General features: G+C 71.6%; 10 protein-coding genes and 2 pseudogenes. 7 read left to right on the top strand and 5 right to left on the bottom strand.

Annotated features, from left to right (window positions below; genetic code table 11):
• Positions 1 to 258 precede the first annotated feature (258 nt).
• From ACZ60T_RS03910 to qcrB, 5 genes are all read left to right on the top strand, one after another.
• Positions 259 to 822, top strand: a complete 564-nt coding sequence (locus ACZ60T_RS03910) for a 2Fe-2S iron-sulfur cluster-binding protein (protein ID WP_469664172.1) — start codon at positions 259 to 261, stop codon at positions 820 to 822.
• The gene (locus ACZ60T_RS03905; protein ID WP_469664170.1) at positions 819 to 1811 is read left to right on the top strand and encodes an FAD binding domain-containing protein; all 993 of its coding nucleotides are present in this window, start codon (positions 819 to 821) and stop codon (positions 1809 to 1811) included. Before ACZ60T_RS03910 ends, ACZ60T_RS03905 begins: the two co-directional genes overlap by 4 nt.
• Complete coding sequence (locus ACZ60T_RS03900; protein ID WP_469664168.1) at positions 1808 to 3931, top strand: xanthine dehydrogenase family protein molybdopterin-binding subunit; 2124 nt, start codon at positions 1808 to 1810, stop codon at positions 3929 to 3931. Before ACZ60T_RS03905 ends, ACZ60T_RS03900 begins: the two co-directional genes overlap by 4 nt.
• Positions 3924 to 5102, top strand: coding sequence for an XdhC family protein (locus ACZ60T_RS03895; RefSeq protein ID WP_469664166.1), 1179 nt, complete (start codon positions 3924 to 3926; stop codon positions 5100 to 5102). The genes ACZ60T_RS03900 and ACZ60T_RS03895 overlap by 8 nt, the downstream gene beginning before the upstream one ends.
• A gap of 257 nt (positions 5103 to 5359) precedes the next feature.
• Entirely contained in the window at positions 5360 to 6901 is a 1542-nt protein-coding gene (gene qcrB, locus ACZ60T_RS03890) for a cytochrome bc1 complex cytochrome b subunit (protein ID WP_469664164.1), read from the top strand.
• Here qcrB and ctaF read toward each other — a convergent pair.
• The 3 genes from ctaF to ACZ60T_RS03875 form a co-directional block, all read right to left on the bottom strand.
• A complete protein-coding gene (gene ctaF / locus ACZ60T_RS03885) occupies positions 6831 to 7220 on the bottom strand; it encodes an aa3-type cytochrome oxidase subunit IV (protein ID WP_469664162.1) in 390 nt (129 codons plus the stop codon). The two genes, qcrB and ctaF, sit on opposite strands and share 71 nt — an antisense overlap.
• The gene (gene ctaD / locus ACZ60T_RS03880) at positions 7217 to 8887 is read right to left on the bottom strand and encodes an aa3-type cytochrome oxidase subunit I (protein ID WP_469664160.1); all 1671 of its coding nucleotides are present in this window, start codon (positions 8885 to 8887) and stop codon (positions 7217 to 7219) included. Before ctaD ends, ctaF begins: the two co-directional genes overlap by 4 nt.
• A 199-nt stretch (positions 8888 to 9086) precedes the next feature.
• Positions 9087 to 9491 carry a DUF5997 family protein gene (locus ACZ60T_RS03875; RefSeq protein WP_365630824.1) on the bottom strand — a complete coding sequence of 135 codons (405 nt, stop codon included), beginning with the start codon at positions 9489 to 9491 and terminating at the stop codon, positions 9087 to 9089.
• Positions 9492 to 9573: 82 nt separating this feature from the next.
• Between ACZ60T_RS03875 and ACZ60T_RS03870 the strand changes: the two genes are divergently transcribed.
• Positions 9574 to 10371, top strand: coding sequence for a LysR substrate-binding domain-containing protein (locus tag ACZ60T_RS03870; RefSeq protein ID WP_469664158.1), 798 nt, complete (start codon positions 9574 to 9576; stop codon positions 10369 to 10371).
• A 17-nt stretch (positions 10372 to 10388) separates the two neighbouring features.
• Here the strand turns inward: ACZ60T_RS03870 and ACZ60T_RS03865 are convergent, their stop codons facing one another.
• On the bottom strand, positions 10389 to 10865 hold the full coding sequence (locus tag ACZ60T_RS03865; protein ID WP_469664156.1) for an Lrp/AsnC family transcriptional regulator: 477 nt from the start codon (positions 10863 to 10865) through the stop codon (positions 10389 to 10391).
• 230 nt (positions 10866 to 11095) lie between these two features.
• Here ACZ60T_RS03865 and ACZ60T_RS03860 point away from each other — a divergent pair.
• A pseudogene (locus tag ACZ60T_RS03860) lies at positions 11096 to 11947 on the top strand (FUSC family protein); the annotation flags it as partial.
• A 510-nt stretch (positions 11948 to 12457) separates the two neighbouring features.
• Here the strand turns inward: ACZ60T_RS03860 and ACZ60T_RS03855 are convergent.
• Positions 12458 to 14358: pseudogene (locus ACZ60T_RS03855) on the bottom strand (aconitate hydratase); the annotation flags it as partial.
• Positions 14359 to 14444 lie beyond the last annotated feature (86 nt).

The following is a 14444-nucleotide window of genomic DNA, read 5'->3' as shown; positions in this document are numbered from 1 at the left end:
GATGGGGACACCCTGTGGCCGTCGACCTCGGCGTTCCTTCCCCGCGCCTCGCGGGTTCCCGAAGCACTATCGCTCCGTACCCACCACTGCTTCGTACAGCACCATCGCTTCGTTCCGCACCATCACTCCGTACAGCACGCACCATCGCTTCGTACCGCACCGTCACTTCCGTACAGCGCCATCTCCTTGTCTCGTGATTCGTCTGTCTGCCGGACCGCCCCTCGCGAGGGGTTCCGGATATGCGAAGGAAGGCTGATCGTGGCCCCACCCGTGTCCAGCGCCATCACCTTGACCATCAACGGCGAGAAGCACACGCTGTCCGTCGACCACCGCACCACACTGCTCGACGCCTTGCGTGAGCGTCTCGATCTGACCGGTACCAAGAAGGGCTGTGACCAGGGGCAGTGCGGTGCCTGCACCGTCCTGCTCGACGGGCGCCGGGCCGTTTCCTGCCTCCAGCTCGCGGTGGCCGCCGAGGGGCGTGACATCACCACCGTCGAAGGCGTCGCCGAAGGCGAGCGGCTGCACCCGGTGCAGCAGGCGTTCCTCGACCTCGACGGCTACCAGTGCGGGTACTGCACCCCCGGGCAGATCTGTTCCGCCGTCGCGATGATCGAGGAACACGCGGCGGGCTGGCCGAGCGCCGTCACCGACGACGTCCGCCCCGAAGCCGGGCCGCCGCCCTTGAGCGCCGAGGAGATCCGGGAGCGTATGAGCGGCAACCTGTGCCGCTGCGGCGCGTACGTGTCGATCGTCCAGGCGGTCGCGCGCGCGGCGGCCGGGGCGGCGGCCGAGACCGAGGCCACGGAGGCGGTGGCATGAGGGAGTTCGGCTATCAGCGGGCGTCCGATGTCGCGGGCGCGGTCGCGCTCCTCGGTGCCGACCCGGACGCACGCTTCCTCGGCGGCGGCACCAACCTCGTCGACCTGATGAAGACCGGCGTCGAGCGGCCCGCCCGGCTCGTCGACGTACGTGAACTCCCCCTGGACGGCATCGAGTCGACGCAGGACGGCGGTCTGCGCATCGGCGCGACCGTCACCAACAGCGACCTCGCCGCCCACCCCGAAGTCCGCCGCCGCTACCCGGCGTTGACGCAGGCGGTCCTGTCCGGCGCCTCCGGGCAACTGCGCAACATGGCCACGGTCGGCGGGAATCTGCTCCAGCGCACGCGCTGCGGCTACTTCGCCGACGTGACCAAGCCGTGCAACAAGCGGGTCCCCGGCAGCGGTTGCCCCGCCATCGAGGGCGACCACCACAACCACGCGATCCTGGGCGCCTCCCAGCACTGCGTGGCCGTCCACCCCTCGGACATGGGCGTCGCGCTGGCGGCCTTCGACGCCGTCGTCTCGTACGAAACCACCGACGGGCCGGGCGAGTTGGCGCTCGCCGACTTCTATCTGCCGGTGGGCGACACCCCGCACCGGGAGACCGCCCTGCCGCCGGGGGCGCTGATCACGGGTGTCACCCTGCCGCCCGCCCCGGTCGCCGCCCGCTCGCGCTACCGCAAGGTGCGCGAGCGCGCCTCCTACGCGTTCGCGATCGGCTCGGTCGCCGCCGCGCTCGATGTGCGGGACGGCGTCGTACACGAGGCGCGTCTGGCCCTCGGGGCGGTCGCGTCGCGGCCGTGGCGGGCCCGGACGGCCGAGCGGGAACTGACCGGGGCACGGGCCGACGGCGAGAGCTTCGCCGCCGCCGCGGACGCCGAACTCGCCGCGGCGAAGCCGCTGTCGCACAACGGATACAAGGTGACACTGATGCGCAACCTCATCGTGGCCGTCCTGTCCGAACTCGTCGAGGAGGCCTCCCGATGACCACCGCCACCGCCGGAACCACAACGGCGCAGGGCTCCGTCGGCACCGCGCACAGCCGTGTGGAGGGGCGGGAGAAGGTCACCGGGACGGCCCGCTACGCGGGAGACCTCCCCTTCGCCGAACTCGCCTACGGCTGGCTGGTGTTGTCCACCGTGGCCCGTGGCCGTATCCGCACGATGGAGACCGGTCCCGTCCTCGCGATGCCGGGCGTCCTCACCGTCCTGCACCATCAGAACGCGCCGCGGATCGACAGCGACTACATCGGGCGGCTGGGCGTTCCGCCGGACCCGAGCGCGGCCCTCTTCCAGCATGACCGGGTGCCGCACCTGGGCTGGCCGGTGGCGCTGGTCGTCGCCGAGACCTCCGAGCAGGCCAGGGAGGCCGCCGAAGCGCTGGTGGTGCACTACGAGGAGGAGCCGCACGACATCGCCTTCGACGGCGAACGCCCGGACGCGCCCGCGCAGGACGCGGAGGAGAAGGGCGACCTGGAGGCCGAACTCGCCGCGTCCGCCGTCGTTGTGGACGCGCGGTACACCACCCCGGAAGAGCACCACCACCCGATGGAACCCCATGCGGCGACCGCCCGTTGGGAGGGCGGCCGACTCGAGATCGTCGACTCCAACCAGGGCACCCCGTGGGTCGCGGAGGAACTCGCCAGGCTCTTCTCGCTCGAGCCGAGCGCGGTACGGGTACGGTCCGAACACGTCGGCGGCGCCTTCGGGAGCAAGGGGGCCCGCGCGCACCAGGTGGCCGCCGTGATGGCCGCCACCGCCCTCCAGCGCCCGGTCCGCGTCGTCCTGACGCGCCGTCAGATGTTCTCGCTCACCGGCTACCGCAGCCCCACGTCGCAGCGGATCAGGCTGGGCGCCGACGCCGACGGGCGACTGCGCGCGCTGGAGCACCGCTCCGTGAACCTCACCTCGACCGTGTTCGAGTTCGTGGAGCCCTGCGCCGGGGTGTCACGGGTGATGTACGACGCCGCCGCCCACCACACGTCCAACGAGGTGGTACGGCTCGATGTGCCGACCCCGACGTGGATGCGCGCTCCGGGCGAGGCGCCGGGGTCGTTCGCGCTGGAGTCGGCGCTCGACGAACTCGCCGAGCGGTGCGGCATCGACCCGATCGAGCTGCGCCTGCGCAACGAGCCCGAGCTGGGCCCCGTATCCGGCCTGCCGTTCAGCACCCGCCGGCTGCCCGACTGCTTCCGGGAGGGCGCCCGCAGGTTCGGCTGGGCCGAGCGGGACCCGCGCCCCGGCCTGCGCCGTGAAGGACGCTGGCTGCTCGGCACCGGCACGGCGGCGGCGAGCTTCCCCTCCGGGGCCGCGCCCTCCACGGCGGCCGTGACGGCGCAGCCGGACGGCACCTTCACCGTGCGGATCGCCGCGGCGGACATCGGCACCGGGGCCCGTACCGCGCTCACCCTGGTCGCCGCCGACGCGCTGGAGGTGGCACCGGACCGCGTACGGGTGCGGATCGGGGACAGCGACTTCGGGCCGGCGATGATCGCGGGCGGTTCGATGGGCACCCGCTCCTGGTCCTGGGCGGTCGCGGTGGCGGCCCGGGAACTGCGCGAGCGGCTCGCCCTGGGCGGCGCCGTACCGCCGGAGGGCGTGACGGTGCGCTCCGACACCTCCGACGCCGTCCGCGCCCTCGCCCAGAAGGAGCGGCACTCCTTCGGGGCGCAGTTCGCCGAGGTCGCCGTGGACGTCACCACCGGCGAGGTGCGCGTGCGGCGCATGCTCGGCATCTTCGCGGCCGGTCGCATCGTCAACCCGCTGACGGCGCGCGGTCAGTTCGTCGGCGGGATGATCTGGGGCATCTCCATGGCCCTGCACGAGGAGGCGGTCCGGGACCGGGCCTCGGGCGGCCATGTCGGCGCCGACCTCGTGGGCTATCACGTCGCCACGAACGCCGACGTACCGCTCGTCGAGGCGGACTGGGTGGACGACCCGGACCCGGACGACCCGGTCGGGATCAAGGGCGTCGGGGAGATCGGCATCGTGGGCGCCGCGGCGGCGATCGCCAACGCGGTCTGGCACGCGACCGGCGTCCGGCACCGCAGCCTGCCCATCCGGCCCGACCGCGTCCTGGCCGCGGCCGAGGGAGCACCGGATGCTTGACATCGCCGCGGAGTTGCACCGCTGGGCCGAGGAGGGCAGGGCCTTCGCCGTGGCCACCGTCGTGGCCGTCGGCGGCAGCGCGCCCCGCGGCCCCGGTGCCGCCCTCGCCGTCGACAGCGACGGCACGGTCATCGGCTCGGTCTCCGGTGGCTGTGTGGAAGGAGCGGTGTACGACCTGTGCGTCCAGGCGCTCGAGGACGGGGAGACCGTCCTCGAGCGGTTCGGCTACAGCGACGAGGACGCCTTCGCCGTCGGGCTGACCTGCGGCGGAGTCATCGACATCCTGATCACACCGGTCGCCGTGAACGCCCCCGGCACCCCCGGCACCCCCGGTAACTCCGACACCCACGCCGGTCCGGTGTTCCGCTCCGCCCTGTCGGCCGCCGTCCGGTCCGAGCCGGTGGCCCTGGTCCGGGTGCTTCAGGGCCCCGCCGACCTCCTCGGCAGAGCCCTGCTGGTCCGCCCCGACGGCACGTACGAGGGCGGCCTCGGCGGGCACCCGCGGCTGGAGCGGACGGCGGCGGCCGAAGCCCGGTCGCTGCTGGAGACGGGCCGCACGGGCACGGTCGCCGTGTCCGAGGACGGCTCCCACTGCCCCGGTGGTCTGACCCTGTTCGTCGAGTCGAACGTGCCACCGCCCCGGATGGTCGTCTTCGGCGCGATCGACTTCGCGGCGGCGCTCGTACGGGTGGGCAGGTTCCTCGGCTATCACGTGACGGTGTGCGACGCCCGCCCCGTCTTCGCCACCCGGGCCCGCTTCCCCGAGGCCGACGACATCGTGGTCGACTGGCCGCACCGTTACCTCGAGCGCACCGCGACCGACGCGCGCACGGTCCTGTGCGTGCTCACCCACGACGCCAAGTTCGACATACCCCTGCTGACGGCGGCCCTGCGGATGCCCCTCGCGTTCGTCGGCGCGATGGGCTCGCGCCGCACCCATGAGGACCGGGTCCGGCGGCTGCGCGAAGTCGGCCTGAGCGAGCGGGAGTTGTCCCGGCTGAGGTCGCCGATCGGCCTCGACCTCGGCGCCCGGACACCCGAGGAGACCGCCCTGTCGATCGCGGCGGAGATCGTCGCGGCCCGCAGAGGAGGCACGGGCGTGCCGCTGACCGACTCCCGGACACCCATCCACCACGACCGGGGAGAGGAGGCCGTCGTCGCGGCCGCCTGACGCCACCTCGTAGTGGGAGGGCGTGCCGGGCGTCGCGCCGGGGCGAACATCGTCTGTCGGGGCACCGGCCCATCCGAACGGGTGCACCGGCCTGGGCGCGCGGGTGTTTCGCCGGGCCGGGGCACTCGGTCGGCGGCCCGGCGGCAATCCATGGCGAGGGGGCGTCGAGCGAGAACCGGCAGAAGGAGGCGTTCCATGGCCCGGACCCCGGACCGGACCCGAGGGGAACGACCCGTCGGCCGTGGCACGGGCGCCCCGTGAACGCGCGGCGCCGCCTGCCGGCTCTCCCCTCCCGCAGGGCGGGAGCCGGGCGCGCCGGGGAGCGGCTGGCCGACGCGGCGGACGGGCGGCTGCCCGTGCTGGACGGCGGCGGGCCACTGCTCCGCAAGGCCTTCCCCGACCACTGGTCCTTCCTGCTCGGCGAGATCGCGCTGTACAGCCTGGTCGTCCTCGTCCTGACCGGAGTGTGGCTGACGTTCTTCTTCACGCCGGGGATGGGCGACGTCGTCTACGACGGGCGGTACGCGCCCCTGCGCGGCGTCCTCATGTCCCAGGCGTTCGACTCGACCCTGCACGTCAGCTTCGACGTACGCGGCGGACTGCTCGTACGGCAGATGCACCACTGGGCCGCACTGGTGTTCGTCGCCGCGATCGGGGTGCATCTGCTGCGGATCTTCCTGACCGGCGCGTTCCGCAGGCCCCGGGAGATGAACTGGACCATCGGCGTCACGCTGTTCGTGCTCGCTCTGGCCGAGGGCTTCGCGGGCTACTCGCTCCCCGACGACCTGCTCTCCGGCACGGGGCTGCGCATCGCCCAGGGCATCATGCTCTCCCTGCCGATCATCGGGACGTATGTGAGCCTGTTCGTGTTCGGGTCCGCCTTCCCCGGGCACGACATCGTGTCCCGCCTGTACGGCGTCCACATCCTGCTGCTGCCGGGCGCGTTGGTCGCCCTCGTCACCGTGCACCTCATCCTGGTCGTCTACCTCAAGCACACCCAGTGGCGCGGTCCGGGCCGAACCAACCGGAACGTCGTGGGCAAGCCGCTCTTCCCGCAGTTCATGGCCTCCTCGACAGGGCTCTCGCTCATCGTCTTCGGTGTGCTCGCCCTGCTCGGCGCCCTCGCCCAGATCAACCCCGTGTGGACCTACGGCCCTTACCGGCCGGACCATGTGTCGACCGGCTCGCAGCCCGACTGGTACGTCGGCTTCCTGGAAGGCGCGCTCCGGCTCATGCCGCCCTGGGAGACGAACATCGCCGGGCACACGATCATGTGGAACGTCCTGCTCCCCGCGGTCGTCCTGCCCGCCCTGCTCTTCCTCGTCCTGTACGCCTACCCCTTCGTCGAACAGCGGCTGACGGACGAGCGGCACGAGGAGCACCACCTCTGCGACCGGCCCCGCGAACGCCCCGTCCGCACCGGCCTCTGCGCCGCCGGAGTCACCTTCTACGGCGTCCTGCTGCTGGCCGGCGCCAACGACATCATGGCGGCGAGCTTCCACCTCTCACTCAACGCCCTCACCTGGTTCCTGCGCGCGGCCCTGGTCGTGGCCCCGGTCCTCGCCTTCCTCCTCGCCCGACGCGTGTGCCACGCCCTGCTGGAGGCCGAGCAGAAGCGCCTGACCGAAGGGGAGGAGACCGGGGAGGTACGCCAGACCGTGGAAGGGGGCTACGAGAGCGGCCACGAACCCGTCACGCGGTTCCGGCCGGGCGCCCCCATGAAGCCGCTCAGTCCCGACGAGTCGCGTACTGGAAGGCCAGCCCGAAGACCCCCCGCGCCAGCACCGCGACGCCGATGAGGAACAGCCACAGCCCGTAGACCACCCCGGCGGCGGCGACGGCGAAGCCCAGCGCCGTGACCACGGGCCAGGGGCTGTGGGCGGGGAAGAACTCCAACGGGCCCGCCCCGTCCGCCACTTCGGCCTCCATACGGTCCTGTGGGCGGCGGCCCCGGCGCCGGTACTGCACCGCGCAGAAGAACGAGATCACACCGGCCATGCCGAAGGCGACGATCAGCACCGCCATCCCGGCGGGATCGTGCGACCACACGCCGTACAGCGCGGCGGCGCCGCCGAAGAACAGGGCGACGACGCCGAACAACTGGGCCTCGGCCTTCATCGCCGTCCCTCCTGGAGTTGCGGCCGGACGGCCTCGGGATGGTGCAGGTCGAAGGCGGGCGACTCGGACCGGATCCGAGGCAGGGCCAGGAAGTTGTGCCGCGGCGGCGGGCAGGAGGTCGCCCACTCGAGCGCGCGGCCGTACCCCCAGGGGTCGTCCGAGGTGACCCGCTCGCCGTGCCGGGCGGTGCGCCAGACGTTGTACAGGAACGGCAGGGTGGAGACACCGAGCAGGAACGCCCCGGCGGAGGAGAGGGTGTTGAGCAGGGCGAAGCCGTCGGAGGGCAGATAGTCGGCGTAGCGGCGGGGCATGCCCCGCGAACCGAGCCAGTGCTGCACCAGGAAGGTCAGTTGGAAGCCCGGGAACAGCAGCCAGAAGTGCAGCTTGCCCAGCCGCTCGTCCAGCATCCGCCCGGTGAGCTTGGGCCACCAGAAGTAGAAGCCCGCGAACATCGCGAAGACCACGGTGCCGAAGAGCACGTAGTGCAGATGCGCCACGATGAAGTACGAGTCGGTGACATGGAAGTCGAGCGGCGGGGAGGCGATGAGCACCCCGCTCAACCCGCCCAGCAGGAACGTGAAGAGGAACCCGAGCGCCCACAGCATCGGCGTCTCGAACGACAGGGAACCCCGGTGCAGGGTGCCGATCCACGCGAAGAACTTGATGCCGGTGGGCACCGCGATCAGGAACGACATCATGGAGAAGAACGGCAGCAGCACGGCACCGGTGGCGAACATGTGGTGCGCCCACACGACCGCGGACAACATGGTGATCGCGATCGTCGCCCCGATCATCGGCAGATAGCCGAACATCGGCTTGCGCGAGAACACCGGGAAGATCTCCGAGACGATCCCGAAGAACGGCAACGCGACGATGTAGACCTCGGGGTGGCCGAAGAACCAGAACAGGTGCTGCCACAGCACGGCGCCGCCGTTCGTCGCGTCGAAGACGTGCGAGCCGAACTTCCGGTCCGACTCCAGGGCCAGCAGCGCGGCGGTGAACGCGGGGAACGAGGGCAGCACCAGGATCGAGGTGAACAGGATGTTCCAGGTGAAGATCGGCATCCGGAACATCGTCATCCCCGGCGCGCGCAGCGACAGGATCGTGGAGATGAAGTTGACGGCGCCGAGCGTCGTCGAGACACCCGTCACCACCAGGCCCATCACCCACAGGTCCCCGCCCGCGCCGGGGGAGTGGTACGCGCTGTTCAGCGGGGCGTAGGCGAACCAGCCGAACGACGCGGCGCCGCCGGGCACCAGGAAGCCCGACATGACCAGCAGCCCGCCGAAGAGGTACATCCAGTACGACAGGGCGTTCAGCCGCGGGAAGGCCACGTCCGGGGCGCCGATCTGCAAGGGCATCACCGCGTTGGCGAACCCGGCGAACATGGGGGTCGCGAAGAGCAGCATCATCACCGTGCCGTGCACCGTGAAGAGCTGGTTGTAGACGCCCTCGGACATGAACTGAAGCCCGGGGCGCGCGAGTTCGGCCCGCATCCCCATCGCCAGCAGGCCCGCCAGGAGGAAGAAGCAGAAGGCGGTGACCATGTACAGGCTGCCGATCACCTTGTGATCGGTGGTCGTGGCCCAGCGCAGCAGCGCCCGGCCGAGCGAGGACGTGGTGGTCGTACGCCGGGCAGCGGCGACGCGGTCCGACAGTTCCGTCATCGTCCTCCTCCACGGGCCCGCGCCCGGCGGCATCACGCCCGCCGGGGCCCGCGGAACCAGCGCCGGCGCGGATCGTGATCGTGCGCCGTGACGCTATCGCCGCGCCCCCGAGGAGGCGATCACGCCACGCCCGTCGCGCCGGGGTCGCAGCCAGGAAGGAGGATCAGGAAGGGAGGTCGAGAAGGACCAGGACCGGAGGTCAGGCGCGCGGGTCGCGCTGCTCGTCGGCCTGTTCGGCCTGCTTCTGCTTGACGCGTACCGCTTCCTTGCGGACCTCGGCCTGCGTGGCGCGCTCCTTCTCCAGCCACTCGGGCCGGGCGTCCTTCAGCGCGTCGATCTGCTCGGTGGTGAGCGGCTCGACGATCCCGCCGCGCGCGAGGCCCGAGATGGAGACGCCCAGCTTCGCCGCGACCACCGGGCGGGGGTGCGGGCCGTTGCGTCGCAGGTCCCGCAGCCACTCGGGCGGGTTCGCCTGGAGTTCGTTCAGCTCGGCGCGCGAGATGACACCGGCCTGGAACGTGTCGGGGGTGGCGGGGAGGTACACACCCAGCTTCTTCGCCGCGGTCGCGGGCTTCATCGTCTGGGCGGTCTGGTGCGACTTCATGATGTCAAGACTATCGGCCGTGTACGGGGTCTCCGACCACGCCCGGTGACCTGGCGGCGACCACGCCCGGTAACCTGGCGGAGTGACAGGCACGGAAGCACCCCCCTCGTTCCGGCTCGCGTACGTCCCCGGGGCGACGCCCGCCAAATGGGCCCGGATCTGGAACGAGCGCCTGCCCGATGTCCCGCTGACCCTCGTCCAGGTGTCGGCCGCCGAAGCAGCCGACGCGCTGCGCGGCGGAGCGGCGGACGCGGGGCTCGTACGGCTCCCGGTCGACCGCACGGTGTTCAGCGCGATCCCCCTCTACACCGAGGCGACCGTGGTCGTGGTCCCCAAGGACCACGTCGTGACGGCGGCCGACGAGGTGTCCCTGGCGGACCTCGCCGACGAGGTGGTCTTCCATCCCCTCGACGACGTCCTCGGCTGGGAGCAGCCCCCGGGCCTGCCCGCGTTCGAGCGGCCCTCCACGACGGCCGACGCCGTCGAACTCGTGGCGGCGGGCGTGGGCGTGCTCCTCGTCCCGCAGTCACTGGCGCGCCTGCACCACCGCCGGGACCTCACGTACCGCCCGGTGGTGGACGCCCCTCAGTCGAGCGTCGCGCTGTCGTGGCCCGAGGACGCGACCACCGATCTGGTCGAGGAGTTCATCGGGATCGTCCGCGGGCGAACGGTCAACAGTTGGCGGGGCCGTACCCCGGCCCAGACCGCGGCGGGATCGGAGCGCGGACGCTCCGACACGGGCGGCGCCCGACGGAAGCCGACGGCCGGGAAGCCCGCGTCCGGGAAGACCACCGCGGGGAAGTCCGCGGGCCGAAGCCAACGGAGTGCTCCCAAGGCACCCAAGGGCGGCAAGCGCGGCAAGCCCCGGCGCCGGTCCTAGCCGCCCGTACGACGTGCTCAGCCCGCGGCGGTGCGGGCGATCGACTCCACCAGCGGCAGCAGCCGGTGCGGGACGCGCTCGCGCAGCGCGACCTCCGTACGGGTGCGGACGACCCCGGGCATGTTGATCAGCTTCTGGATCACGTCCTCCAGATGCGCGTTGTCCCGCGCCACCACGCGGGTCATCAGATCGCCGCCCCCGGTGATCGAGAACGCCTCGACGATCTCCGGTACGGCCGCGAGGGCGTCGCCGATCTCGTCCAGATGCCCCTGGGTGACCTCGATGTGGACGAACGCGAGCACGGGATGCCCGAGCGCCGCGGGGGACAGGGCGGGACCCATGCCGGTGATCACCCCGTCGCGCTCCAACCGGTCCAGCCGGGCCTGGAGCGTGCCGCGCGCGATGCCCAGGATGCGCGCGTACTCACGCACGCTGGTGCGCGGCTGTTCGAGCAGCAGTCGCAGGATGCGGGTGTCGAGTGCGTCCACGGCCATGGACCGATGGCCTCCCTGTTCGTATCGGTGGATCTCCCTGACTGTACCAATGGCTCAGTGAAGAGCGTGCAGGTTGAGCCATCAGTGCCTATCCGCTTACCTTGTCTGTGTCAATGGCGCCGCGTAGCGCAGGACCGGCAACGAAGCCGGAATCCGTGCCCGTGGCGCCTTTCCATGTCCTGACACGGCACCGAACACGAGACGGGGGCGGGTTGCCGACGGTGAAGAAGATGTTCACGGCTCCGGATCCGGGGCTGTTCCGGCTGCGCGTCTCCCTGCGCGCGGTGCTCGGTATCGGCCTCGCGGTGACGGTGTGCGAGCTGGCCGGACTGTCCCGGCCCGCCTCGATCACCGGTGGGCTGGCCGCCCTCCTCGCGCTGTTCACGGTGACCGACCCGACCGTGCGGCGCCAGGCGGCGACCACCGCGCTGCTGCCCGTCGTCGGCCTGCCCGTGCTCGCGCTCGCCTCCACCCTGCACGGGGCGCCGGTGCTGCGGGACGCGGCCTGGCTGGCCGTGGTCTTCGCCGGTGTGTACGCGCGCCGCTGGGGCCCGCGCGGCCATGCGCTCGGCGTCTTCGCGTTCATGGCCTTCTTCATCGCGCTGCTTCTGCACGTCGTTCCCGGTGGGCTTGCGGAACTGTGTGCCGCCGTGATGCTGTCGCTGGTCACCGCCGCGGCGGTGCGGTTCGGCGCGTGGTGCGTCGAGCGTCGTACGCCGCCGCCCGCCGCGCCCGCCCCGCTCGACGGGCGCGGACTCGCCCGCCCCGCCACCCGCCAGGCGTTCCAGGCCGTGGCCGCCTGCGCCGTCGCCATCGCCGTGGGCGAGGCCGTGTCGCACGAGCGCTGGTACTGGGCCGTGGCCACGGTCTGGTGGATCTTCGTGAACACCGCCTCGCGCGGCGAGACGCTGGTACGCGGCTTCCGGCGCGTCGTCGGCACGGTCACCGGGATCGCCGCCGGAGTGCTGGTCGCCCTGCCGCTGCACGGAGACCCGGCACTCTCGGCCGTGCTCGCCGCCCTCTGTGTCTTCGGGATCTTCTACACGGCGGCGCTGTCCTACAGTTGGATGATCTTCTTCGTGCTGTCAAGGGAGGCGCAGTGTGGCAACCCCGGCATGCCTGGGTTTCTCCCAGGCCAGCGGCCCCTTCAGAGGGCTCTCCTCATTCCCAAGTTTCAGCAGGTTCGATCACCTGTGATCGGACTCATGCTGACGCGATGCTGACTCTCCTGATATGCCGTCAGGTTCGTTCGAGGGGGCGCTGGCGGACCTTCGCAAGTTCTTGCGTGCCGAACTGACGGTTGCGAGTGCCCGCCAGCCACTTTGCGGCAGAGCGAGGTGTCGTGCGGCAGAGTTCTCCCCCGGGCCGGGCGCACACCTGGCGCACTCGGCTGCCCGCGCAGCCGCGCTCCGCACCATTGTGAAAATGGGCTGGCTGGCGTAGCGCCTGATGGCGCAGACCGCCGATGGCGCGCTTACTGAGGGCTTCCTGCTGGACTGTGCGCGACGAGTCGCGTGAACGGGGGGCCACCCGTCGCCGTGGCCGAGCGCGCCTGGGGCTGCCGGCCTGGCCAGGATTTCAGGGGCTTTCGTGGCCGGGGCCCGCACGTCCTCGCGGGCGAGGGCCGCGACGGTGCCTCCGGCCAGGATGGTGAGACGGCGGCCGTCGCTGAGGTGGTGGTGGACCTGGTAGGTCTCATTCTTGGTGGCGTTGTGCACCCGAAGGCGGGGTTCGGCTCCGGGTGCGAGTGCGGCGTGCAGGTTCTCCAGCCGGAGGCGGTCGCCGGCATCGATGCGGTGGTAGTCGGCCGGGTCGGTGAACTCCAGCGGCAGGACGCCGAAGTTGGCCAGGTTCTGCCAGTGGATACGGGCGTACGAAGTGGCGATCACGGCACGCAGGCCCAGGTGACGTGGGGTGATGGCGGCGTGCTCGCGGGAGGGGCCCTGGCCGTAGTTCTCGCCGCCGACGACGAAGTGCGGGCCGGGTCGGCCCCCGGTGACCAGTTCGGCGGCCCGCCGGGGGTAGTCGGGGTCGATGCGGGTGAAAGTGAACTCGGCGAGCTTGGGGATGTTGGAGCGGTAGGGCAGCGCTTTGGCGCCGGCGGGGGAGATCTCGTCGGTGGAGACGTTGTCGCCGCACTTCAGCAGGACGGGGCCCTGCAGCACGTCGGGCAGCGGGTCGAAATCGGGCAGGCCGGAGATATTGGGTCCGCGTTCCAGCCCGATCAGCACGGCCTGCTCGGGCGGCAGCGGGGGCTCGAGCATCGCGCGGTTGACCGACGCGCGCTCCGGCAGACGCACACGCGGGTAGGACCCGGGCCGCCCACTCCCGGGCGTCGGTGATCTCCCCGGTGAGGGCGGAGACGGCGGCGGTCTCTGGGGAGCACAGCCAGACCGCGTCGTCCTCCGTGCCGGAGCGGCCGGGAAAGTTGCGCGGGAAGGTACGCAGGCTGTTGCGGCCAGAGGCGGGGGCCTGGCCCATGCCGATACAGCCCGGCGGCGATCAGGTCGAACGTGGAACCCATCCCGGTCAGGTCGGCGAGGATCTCCCGGGAGGTGGGGTTCACGTCGAAGCAATGCCCGATCGGTTCGCCCGCGACCTTGCGCACCGGCACTACGTTGCCGGGCGAGGTGGGCCGGGCGATGAGGGGTTCGAGCGCGGAGAGGTCGATCTCGTCGGTGAGGTCGTAGACGGCGTCCGGGTCGGCGGTCAGCTTCCGGTAGTCGGCCTCTCGGTCCTCGGCGCGCAGGAAGTCGCGCACTGCGGCGTCGGAGGGGAAGACGGAGGTGGTGGCGCCCAGCTCGGCGCCCATGTTTGCGATGACGTGCCGGTCCATGGCAGTCAGATGGGCCAGGCCCGGACCGTGGTACTCCAGGATCCGGCTGACCGCGCCTTTGACGCCGTGCCGCCGCAGCAGCTCCAGCACCACGTCCTTGGCACTCACCCAGTCCGGCAGGCGGCCGGTCAGCCGGATGCCCCAGATCTCCGGCATGGTGACGTGCAGGGACCGTCCGGCCATGGCGAGTGCCACTTCCAGGCCGCCGGTGCCGAGGGCGAGCATGCCGAGCGACCCGGCGGCGCAGGTGTGGGAGTCGGATCCGGCCAGCGTCTTGCCGGGAATGCCGAAGTACTGCATGTGCGTGGGGTGGGAGACGCCGTTGCCGGGCTTGGAGTACCAGATACCGAAGCGGCGGCAGGCGGAACGGAGGAAGGCGTGGTCCTCGGCGTTGCGCTCGTCCGCCTGGAGCAGGTTGTGGTCGACGTACTGCACGCTGACCTTGGTACGGACCCGGTCCAGACCGAGGGCCTCGAGTTCCTGCATCACCAGGGTGCCGGTGGCGTCCTGTGTGAGGGTCTGGTCGATCCGCAGCCCGATCTCGCAGCCCGGTTCCATCCGGCCGTCGACGAGATGATCGACGATGAGCCGGTGCGCCAGCGTGCCGTGCGAGAGCGTCACAAGGCCCAGACTGCGCGCCAGGCTCCCATGCGGCAATCCGACACCGATCCACTGCGAACAGCGCGGAAGGCGCCCGAGCGGGCACGGGATGTGCCCTTGCCCGCTACGGCTGTTCGGAAACC

The sequence above is a fragment of the Streptomyces sp. NPDC104371 genome, from assembly GCF_055583785.1.
Note: the sequence above shows the minus strand (reverse complement) of the source record. Positions and strands in the feature narration are given on the sequence as shown.

Bases quoted from the DNA above. Each gene is read 5' to 3' on its own strand.
- ctaD (WP_469664160.1), bottom strand. From the start codon at position 8,887: ATGACGGAACTGTCGGACCGCGTCGCCGCTGCCCGGCGTACGACCACC.
- ctaF (WP_469664162.1), bottom strand. From the start codon at position 7,220: ATGAAGGCCGAGGCCCAGTTGTTCGGCGTCGTCGCCCTGTTCTTCGGC.
- ACZ60T_RS03900 (WP_469664168.1), top strand. From the start codon at position 1,808: ATGACCACCGCCACCGCCGGAACCACAACGGCGCAGGGCTCCGTCGGC.
- ACZ60T_RS03875 (WP_365630824.1), bottom strand. From the start codon at position 9,491: ATGAAGTCGCACCAGACCGCCCAGACGATGAAGCCCGCGACCGCGGCG.
- ACZ60T_RS03905 (WP_469664170.1), top strand. From the start codon at position 819: ATGAGGGAGTTCGGCTATCAGCGGGCGTCCGATGTCGCGGGCGCGGTC.
- ACZ60T_RS03865 (WP_469664156.1), bottom strand. From the start codon at position 10,865: ATGGCCGTGGACGCACTCGACACCCGCATCCTGCGACTGCTGCTCGAA.
- ACZ60T_RS03895 (WP_469664166.1), top strand. From the start codon at position 3,924: ATGCTTGACATCGCCGCGGAGTTGCACCGCTGGGCCGAGGAGGGCAGG.